We start from the raw sequence: 15,223 nt of genomic DNA, 5'->3' as shown, positions 1-15,223 counted from the left end.
CGCAATTGGGAACATCTTTCCCGTTTTTCTTTTTTGTCCCAACGCGTTCGTAACCTTTCCAGCATGGATCGTCCTTGACTTGTTTTTTCTTTGCGCTCATGATTTTCCTTTTCGTGAAGTTCGGAAAACCGACGCGAGATCACTTACGATGTTAAGTCTAAATTTTGCAGGTTTTACTTCGTACCTTTGCGCAAAATCCGTTTGCAAACGACAACAAACGCTTACAAACGACAACAAACGTTTACAAATGATCAGTATCGGGAAATACAACACATTGGAAATTTTGCGCCACACCAGGGTAGGGCTTTTTCTCGGAGACGGAACCGAAGAGGTGCTGCTGCCGGAAAAATACGTCCCGCTTCGGTACGAAATAGGTCAGGAAGCCGATGTTTTCGTCTATCTCGACCACGAGGAGCGCAAGGTTGCCACGACATTGGAACCTTATATTTACCTCAATGAATTTGCCTACCTGCGCGTCAATTACATAAATGAATTTGGCGCATTTCTCGACTGGGGAATGGAAAAAGACTTGTTCTGCCCATTTGCGGAGCAGGCTCGAAAAATGGAGCAGGGAAAGCGCTATCTCGTTTACCTGTTCCTCGACGAAAAATCCAACAGGCTCGTGGCTTCAAGCAAAACCAATCAGTTCCTTAGCAACGAGAATCTTACGGTAGAGGTAGGGGAAGAGGTCGACCTGATCGTTTCCCACATTACCGAAGCGGGTATCAACGTTATCCTCAACGAAGTCCACAAAGGTTTGCTGTTCGAGAACGAGGTGTTTACGGATTCCATAAAACCGGGTCAACGGCTGACCGGATTCGTCAAAAAAATCCGTCCGGGCAACAAGATCGATGTTTCGCTCGAAAAGATCGGATACGAGAAAATCGAACCAAATGCCGAAAAGATACTTGAAAAACTGAAGTCGGGACGTGGCTTCCTTCGCCTGACCGATAATAGCTCACCGGACGACATCAAGGCCGTTTTGCAAATGAGCAAAAAGACGTTCAAGAAAGCGGTCGGAGCATTGTACAAGGATCGCAAGATTGAGATCGGGGAAGATGGGATTCGGTTGGTTAATTAGATGATGAGATAATTAGATAATTGAGATAATTAGCGAATTAGCGAATTGGGTAATTAGATAATTGAGATAATTAGATAATTAGCGAGTTAGCGAATTGTGCAATGGCTTAGATCGGATGTGTATTGGGTTGATGGGTTTGGGTCAATTTTGTTCGGGATTTTTGACACATATCAACGTTGTGTCATTTTTTGGTCAAGGCTGATTTCGCATACCCTTCCTTACCCGATTCTGCAAGTCCATTAATTCAATGGACGATCCGAACGAATCGCCCAATCATCTAATCGACTAATTATTTAATTAACCAATCGACTAATTAACTAATCGACTAATCATCTAATCGACTAATTATCTAATTGACAATCCCTTCCTGGTTTTGGACAACAACGCCTTTTTATGCACCATGACCGAAATGGCCTTGAGTCGCATGTAAGGAACGCTCATGTAGATAAACCCGCCGTTTCCGATATGCGCGGCCTGGCTTCCCCACGAATTCTTGACTTTGTAGTAGACATTTCCTTTTTGGTCTTTTACCTTGCCGACGATGTGCATCAAATGGTCGTCCGTAGTGTTGAAATTCTCAAATTCAGACTGGCGGAATTGCTGCGAAATCTGCTTCTCCGGACGTATTTCCGTCAGGATCGTCTTGATATCCGCTTCGTTTTCAGGAATTACGGCGATCCCGGATTTAGACGAAAACGTCTTTTCGCTCACGTCAGCATCGAGCGCAAGGGTATAGCCGTTTTCGAGGGCGTTGTCGATGTTGGCGATAAACTCGTCGAGCGGAACGTTGTACATTCGGCCATTGGAAAAATTATCTGGAATGTCAAGTACGAAATCCTGGTGAAACGGAGCTTGAGTGAAAGAGGTAATCGTCACGTAATCAGAAACTTTAATTTTGGTCATCTCAAGAAATGACTTAGGTGTGTATCGCTTGCCTTCGAATGTGAATTCCTTTAGGTCTTTTCCCAGGAAATTGTCGAGGATGGCGTCTACTTTGTTCTGCCAGTCGGCGCTCGGCTTCTTGGCGTTTTCCTTGACCAAAGCCTCGAGTTGCTTGACCATTTCGGCGTGATTGTGCGCTTTTTGTCCTTCGGTCAGGCCAGAAAATGCACTTGCCGGCACAATCCCGAAGTCGCGCGCGCTAAAGATCACGTCGTGGTTCAATCCACCTTCGCCGAATTGCGCATTGCCCTGTCGCATGATGTAGTTATAAGCCTTTTTCGGATAAGTGTGTCGCACGTTGTACATTTCGGAAAGGTCGATTTTTTTGCCGGTAATCCTGAAAATTTCAGACTCGAGAAAAGAAGTAGAGGAAAAGCTCCAGCAGGTTCCCGTCTGACCTTGTGAAGTCACCGGTTCGCATTCGATATCCTTAATCGTTTGGAATTCATATTTTTGGGAATACCCTGAAATCGCAACGGCCAGCAACGCCGCTGCAACGACATACTTTTTCATGTATTGCTAATTTTTATGAGGCCGAAAAGTAGTATTTTTACGCAAATAATCCTGAAAAATGGCAGAAATTAACTGGCAGACCGCCATCGAATTCGAAGATATCACCTACAAAAAATACAATGGAGTCGCGCGCATCGCCTTCAACAGGCCAGATGTCCGAAATGCTTTCCGTCCCAAAACGACGAGCGAATTGTACCGCGCCTTTTACGACGCCCAGGAAGATACGTCGATTGGCGTTGTTTTGCTGTCTGCCGAAGGACCGTCGACCAAAGACGGCATCTGGAGTTTTTGCAGTGGAGGCGACCAAAAAGCGCGTGGCCACCAGGGTTATGTCGGGGAAGACGGCATGCACCGGCTCAACATTCTCGAAGTCCAACGCCTGATCCGGTTTATGCCAAAGGCCGTCATCGCGGTCGTTCCGGGCTGGGCCGTCGGAGGTGGGCACAGTTTGCACGTCGTCTGCGATTTGACGCTCGCCAGCAAGGAACACGCTATCTTCAAGCAAACCGATGCCGATGTGACGAGTTTTGACGGCGGATATGGGTCGGCTTATCTTGCCAAGATGGTCGGACAGAAGAAAGCGCGGGAAATTTTCTTCCTCGGACGCAATTATTCGGCTCAGGAAGCTTTCGAAATGGGAATGGTCAATGCCGTAATCCCACACGAAGAACTCGAAGCCACAGCTTACGAATGGGCCCAGGAAATCCTCGCCAAATCGCCTACTTCGATAAAAATGCTCAAGTTCGCGATGAACCTTACCGACGACGGAATGGTCGGCCAACAGGTCTTCGCCGGGGAAGCCACGCGTTTGGCTTACATGACCGATGAAGCCATCGAAGGACGCAATGCGTTTTTGGAGAAGCGCAAGCCGAATTTTGAGAAGAAGTGGATTCCATAAAATTAGTGAATGTGAAAATTAGCGAATTAGCGAATGATTCGTTCCTGACACATGCTTTCCCAAATTTCACAATTTGCACCCGATACCATTCGCTAATTAATCAAATTCGCTAATTCGCTGATTGAAATGGATTTCACGAATGAAACTTTAGATACCACCAATCTTCCGCGTTTTGAGGAAGTGCAGTTCACGCCAATCCACAAAGACTACTGGAAAGTAGTCCTGATCGTCGAGGCTATTGTTTTTGCAGTGGTCGGGATTGCCATTGGCGCCCTGTACTATTTCCAGCAGGAATTCCGCGACTACGGGATTTACCTGGTTGCTGCGTTGCTTTTCGCAATCGTGTTTACCGTTGGGTTTTCCCGAATCAGCTTTTCCAAAAAAGGATTTGCGTTCCGCGAACACGATGTGTTGTATCGCGATGGTGTGATCGCTACGCACACCATGATTATCCCTTATAACCGCATTCAGCACGTAGCATTGCACGAAGGCGCCATTTCCCGCATTTTCGGGCTCGCGAAGGTCGAAATATTTACGGCAGGCGGCAGCCAGAGCGATATCGAGATCCCGGGAATAGAGAAGGAGCAGGCCGAAAACATCAAGCAATTGCTCATGGGAAAAATAAGAAAAGAACTCTAACCCGATGGCCGATTTCAGCAGTCCGCAACGCCAGTCCAAAACAGGGATCATCGTAATGTTCGCCCAAACGCTCCAGGAATGGGGACGCGGGCTCTTGCCGATCCTTATCGTCACGGCGGTCAATCTGAACAATAAAAAGATCATCGCCCTTACGGCTACGCTTATCGGCTTTTTTGTTTTGGCGCTTATCGTCGGATGGTGCCGATATCGCAATTTTACATTCTGGATCGACGAAGAAAACGAGGAATTCGTCATTACCGAAGGCATCCTCAATAAATCGAAAACGCTCATCCAACTTCAAAAAATCCAGCAGGTAAACATAGGCCAGTCGCTGTTGCAACGCATCATTGGCGTGTATACGCTGGAAGTGGACACGGCCGGCTCGAATAAAAAAGAAGGGAAAATTCGGGCAATTTCCCACCAACTGGCCATTGCGTTGAAGGAGCGATTGCTTGACAATGTCGCGCGCTCGGTCGCCCAAACCGAATCGGCAGGCCAAAATGATGACGTTCCCGCGCTTGAATCTCAAAAACCATTCATCCACATAAGTTTCCTAAGCCTGCTGAAATACGGTATCACGTCGAATTATTTGCGGACGCTGGGATTGATGCTGGCATTTTTCATTACGATTTACGAAAATCTGCAACGCCTTGTCGATACGTCGGAATACGACTCCAAAATCGACAGTATCCTTGAGGAATCTATTGCGGTCCAAACCGGCTTGATCGCTATCGGATTTTTGCTGTCGGCGTTTTTGATCGTCAACGTCGTGCGCGTGGTCGTCAAATATTTCAACTTCAGGATCGCCCGCCAAAAAGGCTCGCTTTTGCTGTCGTATGGCCTCATCAACACCAAATCGACGATCATCAAACCCGAAAAAGTCCAGATCACGACCGTTTCCCGAAACTACTTTCAAAAGAAGCTCGACATTCTCGAATTGCGCATTAAGCAGGCCACGGGAGGTGAACAGGAGCAGAAACAATCATTCATGGAAATCCCGGGATGCGATAGGCGTGAAGGCGATTCGATCTTGCAACTGCTCTTTGGCAGCATCCCTGAGAAAGGCGTGATGCTGATACCGAATTATCGCAAACTTGTGTTTTCGATTTTCCTTTCGATTGTCGTACCTTTAGGAATAGCATATTTTGCGATACCGTCGGATGTGCTGCTTGATTTCGTGTGGATTTTCCCGCTGTGGGCCATCCTCAGGGGACTGTCGTTGGCTTTCGGATTTCACAATTACAGACTGTTCGTGCACGATAGGTTCATCATAAAGCAGAGTGGGGCATGGGATGTGGCCAACCAGATCATCGAGCCTCAAAAAATACAGGCGTTGTCGGTTTCCCAACTGTTTTGGCACAAAGCGGCGGACATCGGCTACCTGACCATCTATACCGCCGGAGGAAAATTGTCGTTCCAACTCGGCAATTATACCGTGGTGAGCGCGTACGTCAACAAATGGTTGTACGAATTGGAGACAAGCGATAGTAATTGGATGTAGATAATTAGTCAATTAGTCAATTAGCGAATTAGCGAATAAGTCAATTAGTCAGGTGACGAGGCGAACACCGGCCGACGGCCATATCGACAGATGAACAAAATTAAATAAACAAATAAACCTTAAATGAAACACTGGATCGAAGCCGCCAGGGTGCGCACACTTCCACTTTCCGTTTCGGGAATCCTGATCGGCTGTTTTTACGCCATGAAACAAGGCAATTTCAATTGGTATATCGTCTTTTTCGCTTTGAGCACGACGCTGCTGTTGCAGATCCTGTCCAATTTCGCCAACGATTACGGCGACGGCGTCAAAGGCACCGACAATGCCGACCGGGTTGGTCCCGCGCGCGCCGTGCAAAGTGGCGTAATTTCCCCCGCCCAGATGAAACGGGCAATGGTTTTCACTTCGGTGTTGACGATCATCTCCGCCGTAGCCCTGATCTATTTCTCGTTCAAGGAACAATACCTTTTGTACTCGCTGGCGTTTTTGTTCCTCGGGTTTCTGGCCGTCGCTTCGGCAATCCGGTACACGGTGGGAAATACGGCTTACGGTTATCGCGGTTATGGCGATCTTTTCGTGTTGATTTTCTTTGGATACGTTAGCACGCTGGGCATTTATTTCATGTTCAAAAAAGAAGTAGAGCCGTTGTTGATCCTGCCCGCGACAGCCGTCGGATTTTTGAGCGTCGGCGTTTTGAACCTCAATAACATGCGCGATGAGGAATCCGACAGGAAATCCGGAAAAAACACCATTGTCGTCAAAATCGGCGGAGCCGCGGCCAAGAATTATCATTTCTTTCTCGTGGTTTCCGCCATGCTGATGGTCGTAATATTTTCGATCCTCGAAGGCTTTACGATCGGCCAGTACATTTACCTGATAGCATTTTTGCCTATGATCGCCCATCTTGCCCGCGTGGCAAAAAACAAAGAGCCGCGCGCACTCGATCCGGAACTCAAGAAACTCGCCATCAGCACGTTCCTGATGTCGGTTTTGCTCGCCCTTTCGTTCATTTATTTCCTCCAGGATATTTTTGTGCAGATTTATACGGCGTTGACGAATCCGCATTGATAATGAATTCATCATAGATAGGCTACAAAACGAATCGACCACTCACAACTCAACAGCAAAACAATGAAAATCACTTATCTTGGCCACGCGTCCCTTTCGATAGCGGTCGGCGGCCTCCACATCATCGTAGATCCTTACATCACGGCCAATGAGCTCGCAACCGACATCAATATCGACGAACTGGATGCCGATTACATTTTACTCACCCACGCCCACGCCGACCACGTTCTCGACGTGGAAGCCATTGCAAAGCGCACCGGGGCGACGATCGTTTCAAATGCTGAAATAGCCGACTATTACGAAAAGAAAGGCTTTAAATCCCACGGCATGAACTACGGCGGGATTTGGGAATTCGACTTTGGCAAGGTCAAATATGTCGTGGCGCATCACTCGAGCGCTTTCCCGGACGGAACTTATGGCGGGAATCCCGGCGGCTTCGTCATCGAAAGCCAGCACAAGAACATTTACATCGCCGGCGACACCTCGCTTACCTTCGACATGCAGTTGATCCCGATGCGCACCAAGCTCGACCTGGCCATCTTTCCAATCGGAAGCAATTATACCATGGGAGTGGAGGATGCCATCACGGCTTCGGATTTCGTCGAATGCGACAAGATTCTCGGCTACCACTACGACACTTTCGGTTACATCAAGATCGACCACGAAGACGCCAAACGCAAATTTTACGAAGCGGGCAAGGATTTGATGCTGCTGCCGATAGGCGATTCGATCGATCTTTAAGGCAGGATTTGACCGTTTGCCGTTGCGTTTTAATGTTCAACCATTTAAATCGATGAGACGTTTTAACGACTTAATTGCCCAAAAATCAAATTTTTAAATGGTTAAACCGTTTCCTAATTTTGGCGGCGATTCCGGCTGTACGTTCCAAGCTTTGGTCCATTGCGCTTTTTTTGTAGGGAATGCCACGAGCTTCCGTTGGTCGCTGCGGCCCTCCAACAAAAAATAGCGCATCGCCAAAAGGCTTTCCACTTCCATCCGGGCCGCATAATACACGCACAAATGAAGTTGTCCAAATCCATATTACTGTTCGCTTTCGGCATTGTCACCACAAACCTTCTTGCCCAGAACGGCTACTGGGACAAAGAACGCGCTACGACAAGGGAAATCATCGTCCCGGCAGGGGAACGCCTGGTAGTCAAAACCGAAAATTTCCCGCTCGGCACCACCGAGTTCGTCTACCGCATAACGGTTCTCGACGAAAACCAGCAAATGGCCAACAGCCTGGTTTCCCTGCTCAAAGCCATACCGGATCCGTCGGGTATCAGCCAGGGTTCGGCCGGAGCAGTATTCCTGCTGTCCAAAATATCGGGTGACGACAAATGCAGATATGCGTTGTTTACCGACAAAGACAAATCCGAAGATTATCGAACATCAGGCAAACCTGAAAAGGCCTGCATCTATCAGAACAACGCTGTCAGCAAAGAAGTCAAGCTCGTCACCGGTCGCTCGCTATGCCTGAATTCTCCTACGATTTACTTCGGTTTTGAGAGCGACAACTGGATCATGAAACAAAAAATCGTGCTGGAAGTCGTGCCTTGGGTCGACAAAAAAGCGAGCACAGGCTGGAATGCGGATAACAAAAAATCGTTGCTTGAACTCTGTGAAACCTCCGGGTTGGCGCAGTTGATGATCGAAGCCGAACCGCTGTGTACGTGCATTCTCGACCAATTTACGTTCAAATATACGTTTGCCGAATACCAAAAATTATTGATTGAAGAAAAGGCAAAAGCCTTTCGCGACTTTGGCGACAATTGTCTCGACAGCAAATCGGCAAACAAAGGCTTGCTGGCTGCAATCCGGAACCAGGCGCAGCAACATTTCGCATCGGGTAAGTATGACAAAGCCATCGATTTACTCAACTCTGCGATTTTTGTGAACGGAAACGCCACATCGAAGGATTTTTACAACCAAGGCATGAATTATTTGTTTTCCAAACAGCTTACCAAGGCAAAGCAAGCGTTCGACGACGCCGAAAAGCTGGACGGATCCGATCTTTTGGTCAAGCTCGGGAAGGCTCATGTTTTTTTGCTCAGCGACGACTTTTCACGTGCGCGCGACATCTACCGCAAATACAAAGGGGAAAACGTCAACACGACCACAAGCTGGAAAGATCGCGTGCGAAAGGACTTCGCCGATCTCAAAAAAGCCGGCCTCGATTCCCGTGATTTTGAAAAAGCCATCAAACTACTCGAAGATTGATTTGAAAGCCTACTGCACGCGATATGATCTTCAGTTCAAACGTCCTTCAGGCACGTCCCGAGGTGTCTTGACGCAAAAGGAAACCTGGTTCCTGGTCCTCGAAGACCGAGGCAAAATGGGAATAGGAGAGTGCGGCTTGCTCAGGGGCTTGTCTGTCGACGACCGGCCGGATTACCAGCATCGACTCGAATGGGTTTGTGCCAACATCCATTTAGGGGAAGCCCGGCTTTGGGAATCGCTGATCGAATTCCCGTCGATACAATTTGGCGTGGAGATGGCGTTCCGGTCGTTGGAAAGCGAAAATCCTCACGTGCTGTTCCCGTCTGAATTCACCCAAGGAGTAAAGCCGATTGCGATAAACGGACTGATCTGGATGGGCGACGAGCAAGACATGCTCGCGCAGATCCGCGAAAAAATAAAAGCCGGTTTTACGTGCGTGAAACTCAAGATCGGGGCCATTGACTTTCAAAAAGAACTTGAGCTGTTGCGCTTTATACGCTCCAATTTCGACGTAGCGGAAATGGAAATCCGCGTCGACGCAAACGGCGCATTTTCATATGATTCGGCTTTAGATAAGCTACAAAAACTATCTGAATTTAAACTACATAGCATAGAGCAACCAATTAAAAAGGGGCAGACTGACAAAATGGCAAATCTGTGCGCATCGACTCCTTTCCCCATAGCGCTTGACGAAGAGCTCATAGGCGTTTTTTCTGAAGAAGAAAAGGCCGCATTGCTCGACACAATCAAGCCGCAATTCATCATTTTGAAGCCCAGTTTTATTGGTGGTTTCAAGGGAACGCTGCAATGGATCGCGTTGGCCCGGCAGCGCGGCATCGGTTGGTGGATCACATCGGCCCTGGAAAGCAATATCGGGTTGAACGCTATTGCGCAATGGACGTACACTTTGGGAACTTCGATGCCGCAAGGCCTGGGAACCGGGGCCCTGTACACGAACAACATCGAAGCACCTTTGATAGTCGAAAACGGTTCGTTGTGGTACAAGCCTGAACTCGGTTGGGGACAAATGCCCTAGCCCCGATGGAAGCGGCAGCCCCGAAGCGCAACAGCGATTTTTTGCTGAAGTGTGAGGGCGACCAACGGGAGCCCGAAAAACGATTGCAAAAAACAGATTCTGCGCAAGGGCTACAGCGTACAGCGGGATTGGCTCATAAAAAAAGCGCAAGGATCTTCCGATTGCGACGTTAATTCCAATTGTTCATCATTGCCAGTCCTTAAGCGACATCATTAGGTTTGTTGAGAGACGTGAATTGTCACAGGTTTGTAGCCGACGCGAAAAAAGGAAAATCCGTATGGCATTACAGCGGGTGAATGCCGATCGCAGCGATGGGCTGCCGACAATAATTCCTGTCCATCCATTACAATACGATGTTGTTATTAGGAGCAATCGCCGGAGGAAGTTCGGTTTGCTCCAGCATTTCACGCAGGTCGATCTCGATGGTACGGCTCATGCTGGCCATTGGGATGTCGTTTGGCCCGCCCTCAAACGGATTCTCGGTGGCTTCCCCAACGCGATCCATCGTAGTGAAAACCCAGGAAACGATAGTGCTGAATGGAATGGCGAACCAGGAACAATCAGGGTGAATCTTCGAGAATTCGTTAAGCATACCAAGTGGAAGCATCAAAACGAAAAGCCACACAAAAAATAGTGAAATACTAGCGAACTGTCGCGGATAGGGAAAATTTTTGATGCGTTCGCAACGGCCTTGGTGATCGTAAAGTTGAGACAGTGTCCTTGAAAGTTCCACGTATTCGAACGCTGCGATTTGGTTGCGTTGCCTGAGATTTTTGAGGTTTTTGGATTGGAGCGACAGGATTTGCGTGGCCCGGTTTTTCTTGGCCAGGATGTATTTCAGTTCGTCTTATGGCAGATATTGCCGCAGTTCTTCCTCAAGCGCGGTTTCCCACTCGGGAACACTGTAATTTTTCCTGTATTCCTTAAAATGCGGCTTGTCCCAGTTTTCCCAATTGCGTTGCTCACGAAGCTGATAGCGCAAAGCCGTCAACCAGGCGCAATGACGCAACATGAATGTTTCCTGGGTGTGGCGATCGGCGTTTACGAAATCGCGTGAAACAATGCCCCAGGTTCGGCTTGTGTTGACGATAGCGCCCCAAATTTGCCTCGCCTCCCATAGGCGATTATACGTCTGGGTATTTTTGAATCCGATGATGAAAGCTGCAGCCGTTCCCACAAGGGCGATCGGCACCCAGGGAATGGCGATCCAGTGCCATCCGACAACCATATAGATCAGCGTCGGAATTGTACCGATGGCAAAAAGCAGATAAATGTCGCGCCTGGTCCAAGCCAGGAATTCCCAAAGCGAGTATCGTTTTCCCGTATGCATATACAGTCAGCAATGAATCCGATAAAAATAGCGGTTTCCGCAACAAGTCCAACCCGGATTTACGGTCAGATTATCTTAAACCGGTATTTTTCCGACGGTGTCCCGTAAAACTCCACATTGAGTTTCGGGAAATAGACGCCCAATCCTTTCGGAATGCAGTCCGGGAAAACCTTCATGGCTTCCTTCATGTAATTCTTGGACCTGACGGTGTCTTCAAGTTGACGATAACGTCCATCTGTGTAAATGCGTTTCCGGTTGCCGTCAAGCGTGAAAGTCAAGGTGTTGATGCTCATCATGATGCCAATGTGTTCCTTTTCGGTCATCGAAATGGCGGTTTTGGTCTTGAGCACGGCGATCGATCGGTCAACAAGGGTGTTGAACTGCTCCAACGTCAGTGACTGCGGCTCGTTCGCTGCAACGGTTTGGGAAAATACGACAGCATCCGTAAACAAGAAAAACACTAAAATCAGCAATTTTCCACGCATAAATCAAATCGGTTTTGTAAGGATTTCGGCTCCGAGGCAAGAATCGGGAATGCCATAAGCTTCCACCAAAGGTACGGCGTCCTTGCGAATGTCCCAGCACAATTGGTTGACGAGTTTTCGAACCGCTTTCGTTTTCGGGCTTTCCATGTAACCATCTTCGAGATACCAGCCTTTGTGCGTTTCGATCTGATGCAATGCGAAGAGGTTGCGCAGGGCCACGAGCCTGTATTTGGATCCGTCATCTGAAACCTCGCTTATCGCCGATTGGAACCGTTCCAGGATGACGCGCTCCAGATAGGCACCTGCCACGTCCATCATCTGATGTTGGGCGACGTTAAAAGCGTCATACGGATCCATTCCGCTGTCGATAAGCTTTTTGAGGCGGCGGGCGGCCGATGCGAGTATCGTTTTTTCGCGATAGGCGAAGGCCTGGTGATGGAATTCGTAATCGAGCAGGTGGGCCTCGTCTGTTTTTCGCGTCGCAATCGGATTTTTTTCGGCCACGACGGTCTTCGCATTTTCATACACATATGTGATCATTCCCGCCATGTCGAGCTTTCCGAACTCTTTCCGGAACTCGGACAACCTGCTTTTGGCCACCAATTGCATCAGCACGGTATTGTCGCCTTCAAAGGTCGTGTAGATCTCGGTATCGTTTTTTAGTGCGTCGATGCGATTTTCAGACAAATAACCTTTTCCGCCAATGGCTTCGCGGCACTCCTGCAAACCGTCGCGCACGGTCCAGGTCGTGTACGACTTCATTCCGGCTGCGAGCGCCTCTATTTCCTGCATTTCTTCTTCTCTTCGGTTCAAAAAGCGATCGGTCAGGTAGCGCAAGGCGAAGTGCAACGCGTACGATTTGGCGAGATAGGGCATGAGCCGTCGTTGGTGCATGCGGTAGTTCAGGATGGGGACTTCCGATCCGCCTTCAGGGCCGAACTGCCGCCTGCGATCGCTATATCGGATGGCGATCGCAAGCCCGGATTTCATAGCGGCGAGTGCCGATCTCGGGATGCCGATCCGCCCGCCGACCAAGGTGCCGAGCATGGTAAAGAAACGCCTGTTGTCACTCGGGATCGGGCTCTCAAATTCCCCGGTTTCGTTTACCGACGCGAACTTGTCGAGCATGTTTTCTTTGGGAATCACGACGTTATCGAAATGGATTTTGCCGTTGTCGACGCCGTTGAGCCCCATTTTAAGCCCACAATCTGAAATGGTAACGCCGGCGATGGGTGAACCGTCTGCATTGCGAATCGGGACGATGAAGGCATTGATGCCATAATCTTTTCCGTCAAGGATAAGTTTGGCGAAAACCGTGGCCATTTGTCCGTGTCTGGCCGCGTTGCCGATATATTCTTTCTGGTCGTTTTGCGTCGGTGTATTGATGGTAAAGGTTTGACTGGCATGATCGTAAGTTGCCGTGGTCCGCAACCCTTTTACATTGGAGCCGTGGTGGGTCTCCGTCATCGCAAAGCAGCCGGGAAGCGCGAGTGAACCGATTTTTTCAAGGTAGTTGCGATGGTGTTTCTCGGTACCCAAAAAGAATACGCTCATGCCCCAAAGGCCGAACTGCACGCCAAATTTGATGACGAGGCTCAAGTCGTGATAACTGAGATTTTCCATCAACGCGAAATAACCTTTCATGTCGCCACCGCCTCCAAATTCCTTAGGGAATGCCATATTGCCGAGATTTTCGTCGGCTAACGTCTTACACCAGTCGTAAACTTTTTCGCGATAGGCCGTTACGTCGGTCGAGGTGAAATAAGCAAAATCAGCGCGCGTCAGGATTTGTTTTACCTTTTCGGCAATTGCTGCTTCGTCCCCATCCAAAATAGCCTGCATCCGTCCGACGTCGAAACCGTAAACCGTGTCGTGTCGCGACGTTAGCGTGTTCTCCGGAGACCGGAAACTATCGAGCATTTCTTCGCCCAAAATGCCGAGCTCGTTCTCAAGCTGTACGAAACCGTTCCGCGCCTTCATGAACGCCGTATCCTTACCGGATAGTTCATAGGAAAGACTGAAAAGCGAGCGCACGTTTTCTTCCCGGGCCAACACTTCATGGGCGGCGGTTTTCCAACGTGCCAGCTCCTCGCGGGCAGGCGGATTCGAAAAGTCGACTTTGGATAGCAATTCCGAACGATCTGCCTCCGGAAGCCACGATTGTGCGGCCAAAAATCCTCGAATGGATTCGAATTCTTTTTGCGTCAGCAAGTCGTCCGACCAAGCCAGATAGAGCAGTGGGTAAAATGCTTTCGTCATAGGTTGTTGTGTTTCGCCTGGAAATTGCGCAGCGCCGAGACCGCCTGATTGCGCACTTTCTTGCGGAAAAAAGAGGTGTTTCCGAAAAGCCATCCGGTAAAGCCGAACGCCTGTCTGCTCCACAGGCTGAAGTTGAAATCGTCGCTGTGACTTGCGATCAATCCGTCGCGGAACGTAAAGTTGGCGGTGACTTCGTTTGTGACCAGGCGTCCGGTTTTCGAAAACGGATAGGTTGCAATCCAATTCGCCGAACCGTATTCCTGGTCGGCTTTGATATCGGAAAACGAAATTGACAACTGCCCTTTGCTTCGCCAGATGAGCATGCGCCACATATCGGATGCATCTTTGCCGTGTAAGGCGCCGAACGCTGGATCGCAAAACACGATTTCAGGATGGTAGCAACTGGCCATGGTTTCGGGCTCGTGTGCGGCAAAAGCGGCGTAAAATTCCTCAATAAGCTGTTCGTGTGGATTCATTCAAGAAGGGTTTTCAAGGTTCTTAAATGTAATGATTTTGGTTTAGAGTTTTTCGATGATTATGACTTCGTTATGGTTTTCAACGCGTGGAATGGTGCGCGCCGCGAAGTTTGGCACTGGGAAATGCGTTAAATACTCCACGTTTCGGGCATCGTGTTTCCCATTGAGGGTCATAGTGTTGAACAGGATGAAGCCGTTCTTGTTGAGCAGGAATCCCAGGCGTTCGGCAAAGAATTTCTGGAAAAGAAAATTGGGCATTTCAGTATCGCGGAAAACGTCTACGATAATTAGGTCGTAATGTTGTTTTGTCTTGAGCACAAACTCAAAGGCGTCGTCGATCACGATTTTGCAGTTTGGGACTTGGTCAAGGCCGAAATATTCGTTCGCGACTTTTATGATGTCAGGATCGATCTCGACTCCAGTGATGTTGCCGCTGCAGCCAATATCCTGGGTAAGGGTTTTGATGACGCTTCCTCCGGCGACGCCCAGCACCAGTATTTCGCGCATTTTGGCGACTTTTTCAAACCCAATGTTGCGCAATCCCAGTTTGAGGACGCGTTGCAGGCTTCCGTAGGAATAATTGGTGTTTTTTGAATCGAGAACAAGCTGCCCGTTGGCCCAGGTGACCTCTATTGTCTTGCTCACCGAAGATTTCCGATTGTGAATATTGATAGGCAGGAGGTAACTGAAAAGACGCCGGAGCATTGTTTTTTTTTGTAAAAATAGTTTTTTTGGACTTGATTCGGTTTATTGCGCAACGCCAGTGTCCTTTCCC

Annotated in this window: 13 protein-coding genes and 1 pseudogene; 8 read left to right on the top strand and 6 right to left on the bottom strand. The window is 48.8% G+C overall.

From position 1 onward, the window contains the following. The first annotated feature begins 247 nt into the window (after nucleotides 1-247). Nucleotides 248-1,081 carry a CvfB family protein gene (locus HC229_RS01035; RefSeq protein ID WP_191018578.1) on the top strand — a complete coding sequence of 278 codons (834 nt, stop codon included), beginning with the start codon at nucleotides 248-250 and terminating at the stop codon, nucleotides 1,079-1,081. A gap of 345 nt (nucleotides 1,082-1,426) precedes the next feature. Here HC229_RS01035 and HC229_RS01030 read toward each other — a convergent pair whose 3' ends face one another. After that, nucleotides 1,427-2,536: a C1 family peptidase gene (locus tag HC229_RS01030; protein WP_191018577.1), complete on the bottom strand. Its 1,110-nt coding sequence runs from the start codon at nucleotides 2,534-2,536 to the stop codon at nucleotides 1,427-1,429. Nucleotides 2,537-2,594: 58 nt separating this feature from the next. On the opposite strand from HC229_RS01030, the gene HC229_RS01025 reads away from it, so the two are divergent. The 7 genes from HC229_RS01025 (at nucleotide 2,595) to menC (ending at nucleotide 9,898) form a co-directional block, all read left to right on the top strand. Beyond that, entirely contained in the window at nucleotides 2,595-3,434 is an 840-nt protein-coding gene (locus HC229_RS01025) for a 1,4-dihydroxy-2-naphthoyl-CoA synthase (protein WP_191018576.1), read from the top strand. A gap of 126 nt (nucleotides 3,435-3,560) precedes the next feature. Beyond that, nucleotides 3,561-4,073: a PH domain-containing protein gene (locus HC229_RS01020; RefSeq protein WP_191018575.1), complete on the top strand. Its 513-nt coding sequence runs from the start codon at nucleotides 3,561-3,563 to the stop codon at nucleotides 4,071-4,073. A 4-nt stretch (nucleotides 4,074-4,077) separates the two neighbouring features. Beyond that, on the top strand, nucleotides 4,078-5,574 hold the full coding sequence (locus HC229_RS01015) for a PH domain-containing protein (RefSeq protein WP_191018574.1): 1,497 nt from the start codon (nucleotides 4,078-4,080) through the stop codon (nucleotides 5,572-5,574). A gap of 123 nt (nucleotides 5,575-5,697) precedes the next feature. Beyond that, nucleotides 5,698-6,642 (top strand): 1,4-dihydroxy-2-naphthoate octaprenyltransferase, encoded by a 945-nt coding sequence (menA, locus tag HC229_RS01010; protein ID WP_191018573.1) that lies wholly within the window; start codon nucleotides 5,698-5,700, stop codon nucleotides 6,640-6,642. Nucleotides 6,643-6,705: 63 nt separating this feature from the next. Further along, complete coding sequence (locus HC229_RS01005) at nucleotides 6,706-7,383, top strand: metal-dependent hydrolase (RefSeq protein WP_191018572.1); 678 nt, start codon at nucleotides 6,706-6,708, stop codon at nucleotides 7,381-7,383. Nucleotides 7,384-7,662: 279 nt separating this feature from the next. Further along, on the top strand, nucleotides 7,663-8,862 hold the full coding sequence (locus HC229_RS01000) for a tetratricopeptide repeat protein (RefSeq protein WP_191018571.1): 1,200 nt from the start codon (nucleotides 7,663-7,665) through the stop codon (nucleotides 8,860-8,862). A gap of 1 nt (nucleotide 8,863) precedes the next feature. Next, a complete protein-coding gene (menC, locus tag HC229_RS00995) occupies nucleotides 8,864-9,898 on the top strand; it encodes an o-succinylbenzoate synthase (protein ID WP_191018570.1) in 1,035 nt (344 codons plus the stop codon). Nucleotides 9,899-10,241: 343 nt separating this feature from the next. Here the strand turns inward: menC and HC229_RS00990 are convergent. From HC229_RS00990 to HC229_RS00970, 5 genes and pseudogenes are all read right to left on the bottom strand, one after another. Further along, a pseudogene (locus HC229_RS00990) lies at nucleotides 10,242-11,228 on the bottom strand (bestrophin family protein). A gap of 65 nt (nucleotides 11,229-11,293) precedes the next feature. Next, nucleotides 11,294-11,713, bottom strand: a complete 420-nt coding sequence (locus HC229_RS00985; RefSeq protein ID WP_191018569.1) for a hypothetical protein — start codon at nucleotides 11,711-11,713, stop codon at nucleotides 11,294-11,296. 3 nt (nucleotides 11,714-11,716) lie between these two features. After that, the gene (locus HC229_RS00980) at nucleotides 11,717-13,972 is read right to left on the bottom strand and encodes an acyl-CoA dehydrogenase family protein (RefSeq protein ID WP_191018568.1); all 2,256 of its coding nucleotides are present in this window, start codon (nucleotides 13,970-13,972) and stop codon (nucleotides 11,717-11,719) included. After that, complete coding sequence (locus HC229_RS00975) at nucleotides 13,969-14,448, bottom strand: nuclear transport factor 2 family protein (protein WP_191018567.1); 480 nt, start codon at nucleotides 14,446-14,448, stop codon at nucleotides 13,969-13,971. Before HC229_RS00975 ends, HC229_RS00980 begins: the two co-directional genes overlap by 4 nt. A gap of 42 nt (nucleotides 14,449-14,490) precedes the next feature. Further along, nucleotides 14,491-15,093 (bottom strand): spermidine synthase, encoded by a 603-nt coding sequence (locus tag HC229_RS00970; protein ID WP_332871620.1) that lies wholly within the window; start codon nucleotides 15,091-15,093, stop codon nucleotides 14,491-14,493. Nucleotides 15,094-15,223 lie beyond the last annotated feature (130 nt).

This window comes from Flavobacterium selenitireducens, from assembly GCF_014748335.1.
Lineage (GTDB): Bacteria > Bacteroidota > Bacteroidia > Flavobacteriales > Flavobacteriaceae > Flavobacterium > Flavobacterium selenitireducens.
Note: the sequence above shows the minus strand (reverse complement) of the source record. Positions and strands in the feature narration are given on the sequence as shown.